Origin of the sequence: Oligella sp. HMSC05A10, assembly GCF_001808335.1 — a bacterium.
Lineage (GTDB): Bacteria > Pseudomonadota > Gammaproteobacteria > Burkholderiales > Burkholderiaceae_B > Oligella > Oligella urethralis.
The window spans coordinates 59844-73904 of the sequence record NZ_KV792857.1 but is presented as its reverse complement, the minus strand read 5'-3'; the positions used below and the strand labels follow the sequence as shown (position 1 = coordinate 73904).

Genomic DNA, 14061 nt, shown 5'->3' with positions numbered 1-14061 from the left:
TTAGGAAATTTGAGGGGTTATTGCAAAGGTCTCAGTGCGCTTAATTTCCAAACACATCGTTGATATACACGACGACTCCCTTTATCCACCTACCTATTTTCTATAGGCAAACAAAAACCACTGCCGTAGCAGTGGTTCATACTGTGTCTTAGTCAGCAGAGGCCGAAGCCCCTACATCAATAATTATTTAGTCGACTAATTTCACTGAGCCTTTCATGATCGCAAAGTGACCAGGGAATGAGCAGAAGAACTCATAGCTCTCACCCTCTTCAAATACAGAAGGCTTAAACTTAACAGAGGTCTCCTCACCGCCACCAACCATATCGGTATGGGCGATGATGCGCTCATCGTCTTTATTTAAGTAGTCATTAGCAGGACCCGCTGCAGCTGCCTCAGTAGCGATAGCTTGTGCATCAGCAGCTTTAGAAATCACGACGTTATGACCCATAGCTGCTTTAGGTAAGTTACCAACGTGTTTAAGGTTAAGCGTCACCTCGTCGCATGACTTGCTGACTTCGATTTCCTTAACATTGTACTGCATGGCATCGTTACCCTCGATATTGATGGTGCACTCAGCAGCCATCGCAGGGGCAGCAGCAGACAATAAAGCAGCTAAAGCAAATGATTTGATTTTCATACTATTTTCTCCTAGCAAGTGGTAGGTTCAACTAAATTATAGTGAATTAGATGATAGCCTACCATTAATAAATACAATAGTGAAACCGAAATAGTAACAACTCCTGACACCCAGCTGTCATTCCGGTCGCCCTCTCTATAATATAGCCAGTTGCCAATTTATCAAGTAAATCTCGGGCACAAAGCTTGCGTTTAAGCAAAGCCTGGGGATTTAATCATCCACTAACTTACGTGACAATTCACGCGGCAAGGGGAAAGCGACATTTTCTTCAATCCCCTGCATTTTACGAACTGAAATAGCTCCTAACGCCTTGAGACGAGAAATCACGTCCTGCACTAGCACCTCAGGTGCCGATGCACCCGCCGTAATACCAATACGCTGCGCCCCCTCCAACCACTGAGGATTAATACACTCGGGCCCATCCACCAAATACGAGGGACAGCCTAGACGCTCAGCCACCTCGCGTAAACGGTTAGAGTTAGAACTATTAATACTCCCCACCACAAAAAACACATCACATTCAGGCGCCATCATTTTCACCGCATCCTGACGGTTTTGCGTAGCATAGCAAATATCGCTCTTTTTAGGCTCAACAATATTAGGAAAACGAGCCTTTAGTGCAGCCGTCACCTGAGAGGCATCATCCACCGATAAGGTGGTTTGAGTCACCAAAGCCAAACTATCCGGATTCTCAACCACCAGATTAGCTACATCCTCCGGCGTCTCCACCAGATGAATACGCCCCTCAGCCTGACCGAGGGTACCCTCAACCTCCGGGTGCCCCTTATGCCCAATCATGATAATTTCAAGATTGGCATTGTGCATTTTCTTCACCTCCATATGCACCTTGGTCACCAGCGGACATGTCGCATCAAAGACCTGCAGACCACGACGCTCCGCCTCCTCCCGCACAGCCAAAGAGACACCATGCGCAGAAAACACCACAATTGCACCCGCTGGCGCCTGATCCAGCTCCTCAATAAAAACCGCACCCTTGGCGCGCAAGGAGTCAACCACAAAGCGATTATGCACAATCTCGTGGCGCACGTAAATCGGCGCCCCATGAAGCTCCAAGGCTCTTTCTACAATATCAATGGCGCGGTCCACACCGGCACAGAAGCCGCGTGGCTCGGCTAAATAAATCTCAGCTTGCTGAGGCATGACTACATCACTCCCAGAATCTCTACATCCACCTTAAGATCGACACCACTCAGCGGATGATTAAAATCAATTAAGGCACTGTCGCCATCCCAACCCATAAAAACGCCGGCATACTTGCTGCCATCGGGTGCCATAAACTCAAGCATATCCTCCACCTCAAAATCCGCATCGACACCCGCATGCTGATCAAGCAGCTGCTTAGACACATGGATTAATAAATCCGGATTACGCTCGCCATAGGCCTCTGCCGCAGCCACATGATAAGTCAGGCTATCGCCGTCCTTTAAACCAATTAATGGCGCTTCTAACCCTGGCAACCACTGACCGGAACCCAGCAACAGGGTTGCCGGCTTAGCATCAAAGGTATCAATAAATACCTGCCCCTTGCCCTTTCCGGAATCCAAGCTGATGCGGTAATGCAAGGTTAAATACGAATCTGCATGGACAATATTACTCACTTTTGCGTTTTTCCTGAGGCTTTAAGCCATAGTTAAGTTTCGATTAAACACTTATTGTACCCAAAATGAATACACCACATACATTTCAAGGCCAAGAGCGACCTAGAGAACGCTTATTACAGCATGGACCTAAAGTCCTAACCACCCCCGAACTACTTGCCGTGGTGCTGGGTACCGGTGCGCCTGGGCGCGATGCCGTGCAATTCAGCGCTGATTTACTGGAGCAGTTTAGCGGTTTACGTAATTTATTAGCAGCCGACTATAGCGATTTGCGCCGCTTTAAAGGCATGGGTAATGCTAAAATCTGCCAGCTTCAAGCCATTAATGAACTAGCCGGACGCAGCATTGAGGAGGAGCTACGCCAAAGCGACACGCTCAACAATTCACAACTGGTAAAGCGCTATTGCATCAATCGCTTAGGGCATCTGGCGGTGGAGCATTGCATTGCCATTTATCTTGATGCTTGCTATCGACTCATTTGCTGCACTGAGGTCTCACGCGGCACCCTCAGCCGCACCACCGTCTACCCAAGGGAGGTGGCGGTAGAGGCACTCAAATTTAATGCCGCCGCCGTGATCCTTGCGCATAACCATCCCTCAGGCTCCGCTACCCCCAGTGAGTCAGATATCGCACTCACCAAGCACCTGCATAAGGCATTGGCACTGATTGATGTCACCCTACTGGATCATATCGTAGTGAGTCAAAAGGAGGCGAATTCACTATCAGAACTCGGGCTATTTTAACTAAAAAGTGGCGTTAGGTGATGGATACCCTGACGCCACTAGCTGTAAATGCGAGTGGGTGCAGCCTATTTAGGCCATGCGCTGAACCGCACTCGCCGGCAGTTGAGCCGCCGCCTTTTCATCAATAATAAAAAGTGTATTCGGATGCCGCTTAAGCATTGAGGCAGGCATTTGCTCATCATAGTCACTGGCATACAGTGCCGCCACCACGTCCGCTTTATTCGCACCCGTGGCAATAAAGAGGATCTGCTTAGCCTCCATAATATCTTTCATGCCCATAGTCACTGCGCGCGTTGGCACCTCATCCATGGAATCAAAAAAACGACTATTATCGATACGCGTCTGCACGGACAAATCAATCACATGCGTGCGGCTATCAAAGGGCGTGCCCGGCTCATTAAAGCCGATATGACCATTACCGCCCACCCCTAACAACTGCAAATCAATCCCACCATTGTCCATAATCTTTTGTGAATACTGCTCACAGTGCAGCTCAACATCCACAGGCGTACCATCCGGCACAAAGGTTTTAGACTTAGCAAAGTTCAGATGATCAAATAAATACCGATTCATATAGTAATGATAACTTTGCGGATGATCGGCCGATAAACCAATATATTCGTCCAAATTAAAGGAGCCCAACTGCGACACATCCAGCCCCTGTGCCTTCACATCCTGACAAAAACGCGCATACACCGGCTCCATGGTGCTACCAGTCGCCAAACCCAAGATCGCGGCAGGCTTATCCTTAATTAATTGAACTAAGCGCTCACTGACAAATTGAGCAACAGCAGATGGATCCTTAAAGACTAAAAACATGGTTTTGCAATATAAAAATGAGTGGGAAAGGTATTATAAAGTAATTCGAAAAGCGCTTTAAATGATTGCCATCAGCGCCACAAAAATCCCTCCTATGATAGTCAACAGCATGACAGTTAAGGGGTAAAAAACATGTTCAAATTGTTAAATCTAAACTATTGACACGCTCTTCAAGCGGATAATAAGGACATTCACCGTGAAACATCAAGTTACTTTTATATTTAACCCCGATCAGCGCTTAGAATACACGCTTAACGACCTGGATCTTAGCGAGGCTTCCATTGAGGCAGCACAGCAGTGGCTCTACGCCAAATGGGAGGAGCTCGAGTGCGAGCCCTTTCGCCCCAGTGGTAAGGTGCTGCTATTAGACCGCATCCTAGGTATTGCGCAGGAGGTTGGTTACCATGAGCTAAACGATCATCCCGCCCTGGCTGAAAACTTTGCCAAGCATATTGCCATTGCCTTGGACTCCGCCCATGTTACGGTCGATATGCCGGCTCTGATCGTCGCCTCCTAATAGGCGCTGCCACGGCTAAGGCACTGATTTTAAAGTGCCATTTTGAAAAGCTATTTAGCCTTTTCGCAACAAAAAGACGGATTTTTATCCGTCTTTACTTTTATTTGACGGGGATATTTGTTATACTGCCCTGCTATTAACAGGATACGTGACCTCCATATGGTATGTGAGGTTGGCGACCCAATTAGCACTATATACGGATTTATCATGAAAGAAGGTATTCACCCTGAGTACCGCGATGTGGTTTTTTTAGACCAACAAACCGGTAATCATGTCATTATTCGCTCAACTGCACCAACACGTGAAACCATCGACATCGACGGCCAAACTTACCCGTTATACAAATGTGATGTGACTTCTGAATCACACCCTTTCTATACCGGTGCACAGACTCGCGTTGTTGAAACCGGTCGCGTTGAGCGCTTCCGCAATCGCTATGCAACTACAGCCGGCGCTTTAAAGAAGAAAAGCAACTAATCAGCATTGATTAGTGTAGTAGCAGAGAGCAGCCTGATGGGCTGCTTTTTTTATTGTTCAATCGCTCTAACAACGCACTGGCCTAAAGCCGATTTTAGTCGGCGCTTAGTGAATATCTTGTTAAATTAGTTTAAACTACAGGGATTTACTAATCCTACTCTCAGCATTCAATCTGTGCCTTTACAAGAAATAAAAACACCTGCCCGCTTAACCGCGCCCACAACGCGTAAGCTACCTAGACAAACCTTACTCTGGGTAGGCTTGGCCTATGTGCTGTTCGGCCTATTTTTCAGGGACGCTTGGAAAACCGATGATGCGGTCGGTTTAGCCAGCATGTTGCGAGCGATCCATGACGGCGGTGCGTATTTTATGGCGCCTTATATTGGTGATTTACCCGCCGTTGAACAGGGCCCTTTACTGCTCTGGATAGGTGCAGCCTTTGAAGCCGTTTTCAGCCCACTCTTTGCTTTATGGCTAAATCCCTTAGAATCGCAAATTGCCGCAGTTAAACTGGCAAACTTACTGTACTTTTATATTGTGCTGTATGGCATTTGGTATGGCTGCTATTTATTAGCGCGCCGCCCCGAATGTCAACCCATGCCACTACCCTTTGGTGGCGATCCGGCACCACGTGATTACGGGCGAATGTTGGCAGATTGTGCCTTTTTATTCCTCATTGCCTGCTTCGGCATCCTGATGCGCATGCATGAGACCAGCTTTATCCCCCTACTGATGGCCTGCCACGCCCTAGTCTTTTACGGCTTTGTGCGTATTTTAGAGCTGCCTAAGCAAGCCTTATTCTTCTTAATTGCGGGTCTCAGTGGCAGTTTTTTTGCAGCCGGATTGATTGGTGTCTTTCCGCTCGTTCTTAGCGCTCTGATGTTGCTGTTTTATCCGCATTACAAGCCGCAGCATAAACGGATACTGCTCATCGCACTCCTCATCAGTCTTGCCCTATCAAGTGCTTGGTTACTGTCTCTCAAATCTCAGCAAGCCGAGTGGTTTAGGGCCTGGCTGCAGTACAATCAAACGGCCTTTAGCGGCTATGGGCGCGACTTTTTCAGCTCACTGCGCGATTTAGCTTGGTTCCTTTTACCGCTTTGGCCCTTTGCCCTCTATAGCTTATGGCAATGGCGTTATTACTTTGCCGCACCACATATCTTTATCCCGACCATCTTGAGTGCTGCTAATCTCGTTTTATTACTTCTGCTAAGTAATAGCTTTGAACCGGAATACGCACCACTGGTGATACCAATGACCATACTAGCGGCGATGGCGATACCAACCATACGTCGCCACCTAATTAATGCCTTGGATTGGTACTCAATTATGGTTAATAGCTTAGCCATTGCCGTGATTTGGCTGGGTTGGATTGCCTTATACCTAGGCTGGCCAGCTAAAATTCACGCCAATATCACTCGCTTAGTGCCGGGCTTTGAGATTGAAATCCGTTGGTGGGCAGTGATTTTCAGTGTGGTGGTGACAATTTTATGGTTTGCGGCGATTAACTGGCGCTTAAGACTCAAGCCCGAAGCGCTGTGGCGTGGCGTGGTGCTATTTGCCATTGGCCTGACTGCCTCTTGGCTGATTATCGTGGCACTATGGATGCCGGCGGTTGACTATAACCGCAGCTATAAATCCGTGGCCTATGAGCTCGCTGATGCGGTGCAAGCCCATGTTAAGGACGGCGAATGCATCCGCAGCGTGGGCGTTGGCCAAGGTCAATCAGCGCTATTTTATATATATGGGCAAACGATCCTCACCAAGAATGATGATTGTGAGTGGCTACTAACGCAAACCAATGAAAAGCGCCGTATTGGCCTCGATCATCTTTATTCCCGCTTGCCTGCCGCCGACCACTTAAGTAGTGGGGTCACGCTATGGCAAGGCAGTCGTGATAGTGATCGGCATGGTGAGTTATTCCGTCTCATTTCCTTGCCTGCACCGTTTTAATCATTTAAGCTCAACGAGTTTTACGTGTCCACGATTAATAAGCCCACGATCGTCCGCGATCCAGCGATTGAGCGAGTGGTGACGCTCGCAGCAAAAATTCTACGCCAAGTTTGGCCGATTCTTATCAGCCAATGGGTCGGGGTAGCCTTTGCCATCATTGATAGTGTGATGCTGGGTAACTTCAGTGTACAAGCCTTACAAACCATCTCGATTGCTGCCTCTATCTATGTCACCATCGTGATCAGCCTGATGGGCGTGATTCATGCCCTAATCCCGATCTGCGCTCAAACCATTGGCGCCAACAAACTGCATGAGGTGGGTGAGTTATTTGGGCAAGGGATTTGGATGTCGCTGCTTATCACCGTGATCGGCGCTATCGGCCTCCTCAATCCAGATTTTTTAATCAATTTAGCAGGCGAGCTATCACCTGAGGTACGCGCTGATGTTGCCAGCTACCTGCGCTACACCTTTTATGGCTTACCAGCAGCGCTGATGTTTCGTGTGGTTTATTCGATTTGTACGGCCAGTCAACGAGCCAGCACGGTGATGTATTTAAGCGTGGCCAGTTTACCCTTAAAGTTTTTTATTAACTGGTTATTGATTTTCGGTCATCTAGGCTTTAGTCAAATGGGTAGTGACGGCGCTGGTATTTCCACCGCCGTCGTTTCTTGGTTCCAGCTAGTGGTTGGACTTTTACTGTTATTGCTTGACCCACACTATCAACGCTATCGACTACGACTTTCACGACCAAAACCGCATATCATCGCTGAAATCTTGCGTTTAGGTATTCCCATGGGCGCCTCCTATTTAGTGGAGATCTGTGCCTTTACCTTTATTACCTTGTTTGTGGCGCGTGAGGGTGCGTATGTATCCGCCAGCCATCAGATTTTATTTAATCTGATTTCTTTCACCTATATGATTCCAATGTCCATCGGCATTGCCACCGCAGCGCAGACCGCCCAAGCCCTCGGCGCCAGACAATGGGAAGTGGCACACCGCAGCGTGTTAGCGGGCTTTGCTTTGGCCATTGCAGGCTTCATCCTCACCATCGCCCTGGTGCTACTGATGAAAAACGAGATTATCGGGCTCTACACGCAGGATCCACAGGTCGCCTTGATTGCCGGCGGTTTATTAAGCTTCTTCCCCGTGATTCATTGCTGGGATGGCTTACAATGTCTCAACACCTACGCCCTACGCGCCCATCGCATTGCCACCGTACCCTTTATCTTACAAACGGTCTGCCTACTCGGCATCGGTATCGGCATCGGCTTTTACTTCGGCTTTGGTGCAGGCAAAGGCCAGCTTGCGTTGATTACCCAGGTCTTAATGCCCCATTCCACCACGGGCTTGGCTAGCCTCTGGTTAATGAATGCCCTCAGTTTAATGGTTTGTTCATTGGTTTTACACAGTTGGTATTGGTATGTCTACAGAAAAAACAAGGTTTAGCATTCCCTTTTGGCTATATATTATGGCGGCTTTAGCGATTGTGGGACCAGCCTCGATTGACCTGTACCTACCAAGCTTTCCAGTGATTGCAAGTGACTTTGCGGTACCGCAAAATCGCGTGGAATTGAGCGTCTCCGCCTTTTTATTTGGACTGTCTTTTTCACAAATCATTGTCGGCCCCCTCACCGACCGCTTCGGTCGCAAAGGGCCGCTCATGGTCGGTGCACTACTCTATTTAGTGGCCAGTTTAGTCTGCTCCTTTGCGCCCAACTTTGAGTTTTTACTGATAGGACGTGCTTTGCAAGCTATGGGCGCAGCCTGTTTTATGACCATTTCCCGAGCGGTGGTGCGCGATCACTACAGCACCCAAGAGGCCGCCAATGCCATGACCCTACTCATGCTACTCACTGGCATGGCACCAGTGGTGGCACCCATGATTGGTGCCATACTGGCAAGCTTTAGTAGTTGGCGCGGGCTATTTATGATGCTCGCCACCTATGGCTTGATTAGCTTTTTACTGGTGGCTTTTTGCTTTAAGGAGTCCCTACCCAAAGAAAATCGTCTACACATCAGCCCCGCCCTTATCGCTAAGAACTATGTGGAATTGCTTTTTGACCGTAGCTTTATCGGCTTTTCACTGGCCGCCGGTTTCAGTATGGGGGCAATGTTTGCCTTTATCGCTTCCTCCTCCACGGTACTGATGGAAACCTTTGCCTTAAGTCCAAATCAATTTGCGTGGAGCTTTGGCATCGTAGCCTTTGGCCTGATGATAGGCTCCCAAAGTTGCGGCTTTTTATTACGTCGCCATATTCCTGTCTTGCTACTCTATCGCATCGCAGCCTACTGGACCGTGGCGGTGCTAGCGCTTGGCGTGATCTTATCGCTCAGCGGCATGGTCAATTTAAGTGTTTTTATGGTGGTGATGTTTAGCTTTACCGTCGGCCTTGGCATGATTAACCCTACTGCCCCCATTCTTGCTTTAAAAAAACAAGGCCATCGCCTAGGCATGGCTTCCGCTTTAACCGGCGCCACGCTCTTTTTATTCGGCACCTGCTCCAGTGCCATTGTCAGCCATTGGCATACGGGGACTGAGCTACCGCTATTTGCAACGATGCTACTCTTTACGCTGTTGGCATTATTCTTCGGGCGCGTGGTCGCAAGCGTTAACTAAGTCAGGCGGTTGTTGTTTAAACCCCGCGGTTGGGCAGGTTTTTGCGCTTTGATGGGGTATTTTTTGAGGAAAAGACGAATAAGTTATTGATTTATGCCAAAAATCAGGCTATGATGCTAGGTTCCATAGTATATGCTATGGGTTCTAAGAAGGCCGGCTTGGGCCAACAACCAAGCCTATAAATCAACGATGTAATTAACGAGGTAATTCACATGGCTAAAGTCTGCCAAGTCACCGGTAAGCGCCCTATGTCCGGTAATAAAGTATCACATGCGCAAAACAAAACTAAGCGTCGCTTCCTACCTAATCTTCAGTCCCGTCGTTTCTGGGTAGAGAGTGAGCAGCGCTGGGTACGTTTACGTATTTCCACCAGTGCTTTACGCACTATCGATAAAAAGGGTATTGATGCCGTTTTAGCCGAAATGCGCGCTAATGGTCAAAGCGTTTAATCGCCGGTCATGCATCATAGAATTTAAATTTAAAGGAACATATCATGGCTAAAGGTATTCGCGAAAAAATCAAATTAGAATCAACTGCCGGCACAGGTCACTTCTACACCACCACTAAAAACAAGCGTAACACGCCTGACAAGATGGTATTTAAAAAGTACGACCCAGTTGTACGCAAACACGTTGAGTACAAGGAAACCAGACTTAAGTAGTCCTAAGTCTCAGGGTTTTAAAAAAGCTTCTCATGGTTATTGAGAAGCTTTTTTTATGGGCAAGCTTTGCCAAGGAGATAGCCCACCGTGCATCAGAGGAGGGCTAATCCATCACCGCATCCTAAATTGCCTTAGTTCGTTTAAGCAACCAATCTTTTGCCTCACCCGTAACATAGGGTGATAAACGCTCACGTACCTCAGCATGATAGCTGTTGAGCCATGCTCGTTCCGTCTCGGTGAGCAGTGCCACATCAATGCAGCGCGTGTCGATGGGGCATAATGTCAAGGTTTCAAAGCGCAAAAACTCACCGAACTCCGTCTTGTAAGCGCTTTGGTTTAGCACTAGGTTTTCAATCCGTACCCCCCATTGACCGGTGCGATAAAGACCCGGCTCGTTCGAGGTGATCATACCCTCTTTCATCTCCGTATGCGCTCGACCAAAGCCATAGTGCGAAATCACTTGTGGCCCTTCATGTACATTCAGAAAATAGCCGACCCCATGACCGGTGCCGTGACCAAAATCTAAACCATGTTGCCATAAAGGCAATCGTGCAATGGCATCTAGATTCGGCCCCGGCTCATTCACCGGAAACACCGCCATCGATAGATTCACCATCCCCTTTAACACCAAGGTCACGTCTTTTTTATGGGCAGCAGTGATCGTGCCAATCGGTACCACCCGGGTAATATCCGTTGTACCATCAAGATATTGCCCACCGGAATCGATGAGCAATAAACCATCACCCTCCAACATCGCATGGTTCTCAGGTAAGGCACGATAATGCGGTAAGGCGCCGTTGGCATTAAAGCCGGCAATGGTCGCAAAACTGGGACATACAAAATCCGGCTGCCTTGCGCGCGCCTCCGTAATCAGGCTATCCACATCCAGCTCAGACAGCTGCTCCCCCGCTTGCAGGCGCCGTTCAAACTCCGCAAAGAACTCACATAAGGCGGCCCCGTCTTTTTCCATCGCATGACGGATATGGGCAATTTCCTTGGCAGTTTTTTGGGCTTTAAACCCTTGCGATGGGTTTAATCGCAATTGCACTTGCTTCATATAGGGCTGTACGATAGCCCATGCCGTACGCGCCGGATCAATCAAGAGTGAGCAGGCATCATGTGCCAACTGCGCTGCTAACACCGCTTGCACCGCCTCATAGGGTTTAAGCACCACCCCATCGTGCGGCAACTGTTGCTTCAGTTCGGGCGAGAGCTTTTGCTCATCCACAAATAAATAGGCATCCGCTTCAGAAAGCAACAGGTGTGACAAAAAGACCGGATTATAGTCTACATCGCTACCCCGAAGATTCAATAGCCAAGCAATATCATCTAAGGAAGAAATCAGATGCCAGCTGGCGCCAAGCTCCTGCATGGCCTGACGCACACGACCGATTTTCTCACGCCGTGGTGCGCCCGCAAAACGCTCCTCATGCTCGTAGATCGGTGCTTGCGGCAGCGGCGGACGCGCAGTCCAAAAGGCGTCTAATAATTCCAAATCCACCTGCATCGCTAACTCAGCTGCGGCAAACTGCTGCTCTAATTGCTGTGCTTGCGCGACGCTAAGGGCCATGCCATTCACCCCCACCACCTGAGCGGGTGAGAGCTGTGCGCAAATCCACTGCTCAAGACTTGGCACTCCCTTAGCCCCTAGCTTCATCAGCTCGATACCAGAGCCCTGTAATTGCGCTTCCGCCTGTACCCAATAGCGACTATCCGTCCACAACGCTGCTTGCTTTTGTGTCACTGCCATAAAACCGGCTGAGCCTGTAAAACCGCTTAAATACTCACGTTGTGACCAATGCTCGGGCAAATACTCGGACAGATGGGGATCGGCCGAATAAACTATCCAAGCCGACAGGCCATGTGCTGCCATGCGCTCTCTTAAAGCCTGAATTTTTTGTGGAACTGTTAAAATCTTCATATAGTTACTAGCTAATATCGTTTCGAACTAATTTCTATTGTAAAGGATCAACGTCGTATGCGTTTATTCATTATTATAGGGGCCATCTTCGGCTTCCTCGGCGTGGTCTTAGGCGCCTTTGGCGCACATGGTCTAAAGCAGATAGTGGGCACTGAGCAATTAGCGGTTTGGCAAACTGGGGTGCAATATCAGATGTACCACAGTCTAGCGCTCCTAAGCGTGCCATTACTAGCCCTTAACCTCGTGCACCCAGGCATTGCTCGTTGGGCGGGCTGGGCTTTTGTGCTAGGTGTGTTGCTATTTTCAGGTAGTCTTTATGCCATTGTACTGCTAGGTGTCAAAACACTGGGTTTGATCACACCCATTGGTGGCCTATTTTTTCTAGCGGGCTGGTTATTATTACTCGTGGCGGCTATCAAACAATAGTCCCTCACCAACACGGCGGTGACCAGTATCCCTACCAACCACCGCCGCTGCGATTACGCACTAAGTCTAGCGCTGAACTAGTTTAGCCCGGAAATTAACTTCACACCGGTTTTGTCTTGAATCTCTTCAAAGCTCACCTCTGGCGCCAGCTCGATCACCTTGAGTCCTGCGTCAGTCACCTCCATCACACCGAGGTCAGTGATAATCATATCGACCACGCCCACACCGGTTAGGGGTAAATCACATTCAGGCAGGATTTTTTTAGAAATACTGCCATCCTTGCCCTTAGCCACATGATCCATCACGACGACTACACGCTGCACCCCGGCCACTAAGTCCATGGCACCGCCCATGCCCTTAACCATCTTGCCCGGGATCATCCAGTTAGCTAAATCCCCCTTTTCAGAAACCTGCATGGCACCAAGAATCGCGAGGTTAATTTTACCACCGCGAATCATGCCGAAGGAATCCGCAGAAGAAAAGAAAGAGGAACCGGGAATGGTGGTAATCGTCTGCTTACCTGCATTAATCAAATCGGGGTCCACCTCGTCCTCTGTCGGGAAAGGACCAATACCTAATAAGCCGTTTTCAGACTGCAGCCATACCGTAATATCCTCTGGTACGTAGTTAGACACGAGGGTCGGGATACCGATACCTAAATTTACATAGAAGCCGTCTTCTAATTCTTTGGCCGCACGAGCAGCCATTTGATCACGAGTCCATGCCATGTTAATACCTCCCTATCCTAAGCCTGACGCACGGTGCGTTGTTCAATACGTTTTTCTGGATTGCTATTTACCACGATACGATGCACAAAAATACCCGGTAAATGAATTTCATCTGCATCGAGCTCACCGACCTCGACCACTTCCTCTACCTCCACAATGGTGATTTTGCCGGCGGCAGCAACGTTAGGATTGAAATTACGGGCAGTCTTACTGAAAACGAGGTTACCACTGCGATCTGCCTTTTGTGCTTTGACCAGTGATACATCTGGCACAATCGCGGTCTCTAGAATATAACGCTTACCATTAAACTCACGCTCTTCCTTGCCCTCAGCCACTAAGGTACCCACACCCGCCGGGGTAAAAAAGGCAGGAATACCAGCGCCACCAGCGCGTAGACGCTCAGCCAAGGTACCCTGAGGATTGAACTCAAGCTCTAATTCACCGGATAGATATTGACGCTCAAACTCCTTATTTTCACCTACATAAGAGGCGATCATCTTTTTAATTTGGCGCGTATTAAGCAACATACCCAAACCAAAACCGTCGACACCGGCGTTGTTACTCACGCAGGTCAAGTTCTGCACACCTGAATCACGCAAGGCTAAAATTAAGGCCTCGGGAATACCGCATAAACCGAAGCCGCCAATGCCAATGGTCTGGCCATCAGCAACAACACCCTCTAACGCAGCGGCGGCGCTTTCAAATACCTTATCCATATCTCTCCTAGTTAACCCGATAAGTGGGGAATTTATTATTGGTGAATATTGTCAATGCTACACCAAAACCGACGCAGCACGTACTAAAATCCTTTGCGTAACTCATAATTCTAGCAAAGCCTAAGCACAATACAAATGCGCAATAATCCCTAGCATAGAATGCCATTTGCCACCTGTGAGGATTTTATCAGCTCATCTTAGCTTAACAAACGATTACGATTTATCCT

At 48.5% G+C, this 14061-nt stretch carries 16 protein-coding genes; 9 read left to right on the top strand and 7 right to left on the bottom strand.

Annotated features, from left to right (window positions below):
* Positions 1-187 precede the first annotated feature (187 nt).
* The 3 genes from azu to HMPREF3144_RS02380 form a co-directional block, all read right to left on the bottom strand.
* The gene (gene azu / locus HMPREF3144_RS02390; protein WP_018026381.1) at positions 188-637 is read right to left on the bottom strand and encodes an azurin; all 450 of its coding nucleotides are present in this window, start codon (positions 635-637) and stop codon (positions 188-190) included.
* A 210-nt stretch (positions 638-847) separates the two neighbouring features.
* On the bottom strand, positions 848-1798 hold the full coding sequence (ispH, locus tag HMPREF3144_RS02385; RefSeq protein WP_018026382.1) for a 4-hydroxy-3-methylbut-2-enyl diphosphate reductase: 951 nt from the start codon (positions 1796-1798) through the stop codon (positions 848-850).
* Between the two features lie 2 nt (positions 1799-1800).
* The gene (locus tag HMPREF3144_RS02380; protein WP_081941527.1) at positions 1801-2256 is read right to left on the bottom strand and encodes an FKBP-type peptidyl-prolyl cis-trans isomerase; all 456 of its coding nucleotides are present in this window, start codon (positions 2254-2256) and stop codon (positions 1801-1803) included.
* Between the two features lie 65 nt (positions 2257-2321).
* On the opposite strand from HMPREF3144_RS02380, the gene radC reads away from it, so the two are divergent.
* Positions 2322-2999 carry a RadC family protein gene (gene radC / locus HMPREF3144_RS02375; RefSeq protein WP_036559038.1) on the top strand — a complete coding sequence of 226 codons (678 nt, stop codon included), beginning with the start codon at positions 2322-2324 and terminating at the stop codon, positions 2997-2999.
* 69 nt (positions 3000-3068) lie between these two features.
* On the opposite strand, the gene nagB is transcribed toward radC, so the two are convergent.
* Positions 3069-3818, bottom strand: coding sequence for a glucosamine-6-phosphate deaminase (gene nagB, locus HMPREF3144_RS02370; protein ID WP_070476180.1), 750 nt, complete (start codon positions 3816-3818; stop codon positions 3069-3071).
* Positions 3819-4014: 196 nt separating this feature from the next.
* Here nagB and HMPREF3144_RS02365 point away from each other — a divergent pair, with 196 nt between their 5' ends.
* The 7 genes from HMPREF3144_RS02365 to rpmG all read left to right on the top strand — a co-directional run bounded on the left by HMPREF3144_RS02365 (position 4015) and on the right by rpmG (position 10043).
* Positions 4015-4335, top strand: coding sequence for a hypothetical protein (locus HMPREF3144_RS02365; RefSeq protein ID WP_070476178.1), 321 nt, complete (start codon positions 4015-4017; stop codon positions 4333-4335).
* Positions 4336-4542: 207 nt separating this feature from the next.
* Positions 4543-4812, top strand: a complete 270-nt coding sequence (locus HMPREF3144_RS02360) for a type B 50S ribosomal protein L31 (protein ID WP_018026387.1) — start codon at positions 4543-4545, stop codon at positions 4810-4812.
* A gap of 174 nt (positions 4813-4986) precedes the next feature.
* Entirely contained in the window at positions 4987-6765 is a 1779-nt protein-coding gene (locus HMPREF3144_RS02355) for a hypothetical protein (protein WP_070476175.1), read from the top strand.
* Between the two features lie 24 nt (positions 6766-6789).
* Complete coding sequence (locus HMPREF3144_RS02350) at positions 6790-8211, top strand: MATE family efflux transporter (RefSeq protein ID WP_018026389.1); 1422 nt, start codon at positions 6790-6792, stop codon at positions 8209-8211.
* Complete coding sequence (locus HMPREF3144_RS02345; RefSeq protein WP_246823831.1) at positions 8186-9382, top strand: multidrug effflux MFS transporter; 1197 nt, start codon at positions 8186-8188, stop codon at positions 9380-9382. The genes HMPREF3144_RS02350 and HMPREF3144_RS02345 overlap by 26 nt, the downstream gene beginning before the upstream one ends.
* A gap of 212 nt (positions 9383-9594) precedes the next feature.
* Positions 9595-9831, top strand: a complete 237-nt coding sequence (gene rpmB / locus HMPREF3144_RS02340) for a 50S ribosomal protein L28 (RefSeq protein ID WP_018026392.1) — start codon at positions 9595-9597, stop codon at positions 9829-9831.
* Between the two features lie 44 nt (positions 9832-9875).
* Entirely contained in the window at positions 9876-10043 is a 168-nt protein-coding gene (gene rpmG / locus HMPREF3144_RS02335) for a 50S ribosomal protein L33 (protein ID WP_018026393.1), read from the top strand.
* A 121-nt stretch (positions 10044-10164) separates the two neighbouring features.
* On the opposite strand, the gene HMPREF3144_RS02330 is transcribed toward rpmG, so the two are convergent.
* Positions 10165-11964, bottom strand: coding sequence for an aminopeptidase P family protein (locus HMPREF3144_RS02330; RefSeq protein ID WP_070476169.1), 1800 nt, complete (start codon positions 11962-11964; stop codon positions 10165-10167).
* Between the two features lie 57 nt (positions 11965-12021).
* Between HMPREF3144_RS02330 and HMPREF3144_RS02325 the strand changes: the two genes are divergently transcribed.
* Positions 12022-12390: a DUF423 domain-containing protein gene (locus HMPREF3144_RS02325; protein ID WP_070476166.1), complete on the top strand. Its 369-nt coding sequence runs from the start codon at positions 12022-12024 to the stop codon at positions 12388-12390.
* Positions 12391-12467: 77 nt separating this feature from the next.
* Here HMPREF3144_RS02325 and HMPREF3144_RS02320 read toward each other — a convergent pair whose 3' ends face one another.
* Together HMPREF3144_RS02320 and HMPREF3144_RS02315 are read right to left on the bottom strand one after the other, a co-directional pair.
* On the bottom strand, positions 12468-13118 hold the full coding sequence (locus HMPREF3144_RS02320; protein WP_018026396.1) for a 3-oxoacid CoA-transferase subunit B: 651 nt from the start codon (positions 13116-13118) through the stop codon (positions 12468-12470).
* 17 nt (positions 13119-13135) lie between these two features.
* Positions 13136-13834 carry a CoA transferase subunit A gene (locus HMPREF3144_RS02315; RefSeq protein WP_018026397.1) on the bottom strand — a complete coding sequence of 233 codons (699 nt, stop codon included), beginning with the start codon at positions 13832-13834 and terminating at the stop codon, positions 13136-13138.
* Positions 13835-14061 lie beyond the last annotated feature (227 nt).

Coding starts and splice junctions, on each gene's coding strand:
- azu (WP_018026381.1), bottom strand. CDS start 637: ATGAAAATCAAATCATTTGCTTTAGCTGCTTTATTGTCTGCTGCTGCC.
- ispH (WP_018026382.1), bottom strand. CDS start 1,798: ATGCCTCAGCAAGCTGAGATTTATTTAGCCGAGCCACGCGGCTTCTGT.
- radC (WP_036559038.1), top strand. CDS start 2,322: ATGAATACACCACATACATTTCAAGGCCAAGAGCGACCTAGAGAACGC.
- nagB (WP_070476180.1), bottom strand. CDS start 3,818: ATGTTTTTAGTCTTTAAGGATCCATCTGCTGTTGCTCAATTTGTCAGT.
- HMPREF3144_RS02360 (WP_018026387.1), top strand. CDS start 4,543: ATGAAAGAAGGTATTCACCCTGAGTACCGCGATGTGGTTTTTTTAGAC.
- HMPREF3144_RS02345 (WP_246823831.1), top strand. CDS start 8,186: ATGTCTACAGAAAAAACAAGGTTTAGCATTCCCTTTTGGCTATATATT.
- rpmB (WP_018026392.1), top strand. CDS start 9,595: ATGGCTAAAGTCTGCCAAGTCACCGGTAAGCGCCCTATGTCCGGTAAT.
- rpmG (WP_018026393.1), top strand. CDS start 9,876: ATGGCTAAAGGTATTCGCGAAAAAATCAAATTAGAATCAACTGCCGGC.
- HMPREF3144_RS02330 (WP_070476169.1), bottom strand. CDS start 11,964: ATGAAGATTTTAACAGTTCCACAAAAAATTCAGGCTTTAAGAGAGCGC.
- HMPREF3144_RS02325 (WP_070476166.1), top strand. CDS start 12,022: ATGCGTTTATTCATTATTATAGGGGCCATCTTCGGCTTCCTCGGCGTG.
- HMPREF3144_RS02320 (WP_018026396.1), bottom strand. CDS start 13,118: ATGGCATGGACTCGTGATCAAATGGCTGCTCGTGCGGCCAAAGAATTA.
- HMPREF3144_RS02315 (WP_018026397.1), bottom strand. CDS start 13,834: ATGGATAAGGTATTTGAAAGCGCCGCCGCTGCGTTAGAGGGTGTTGTT.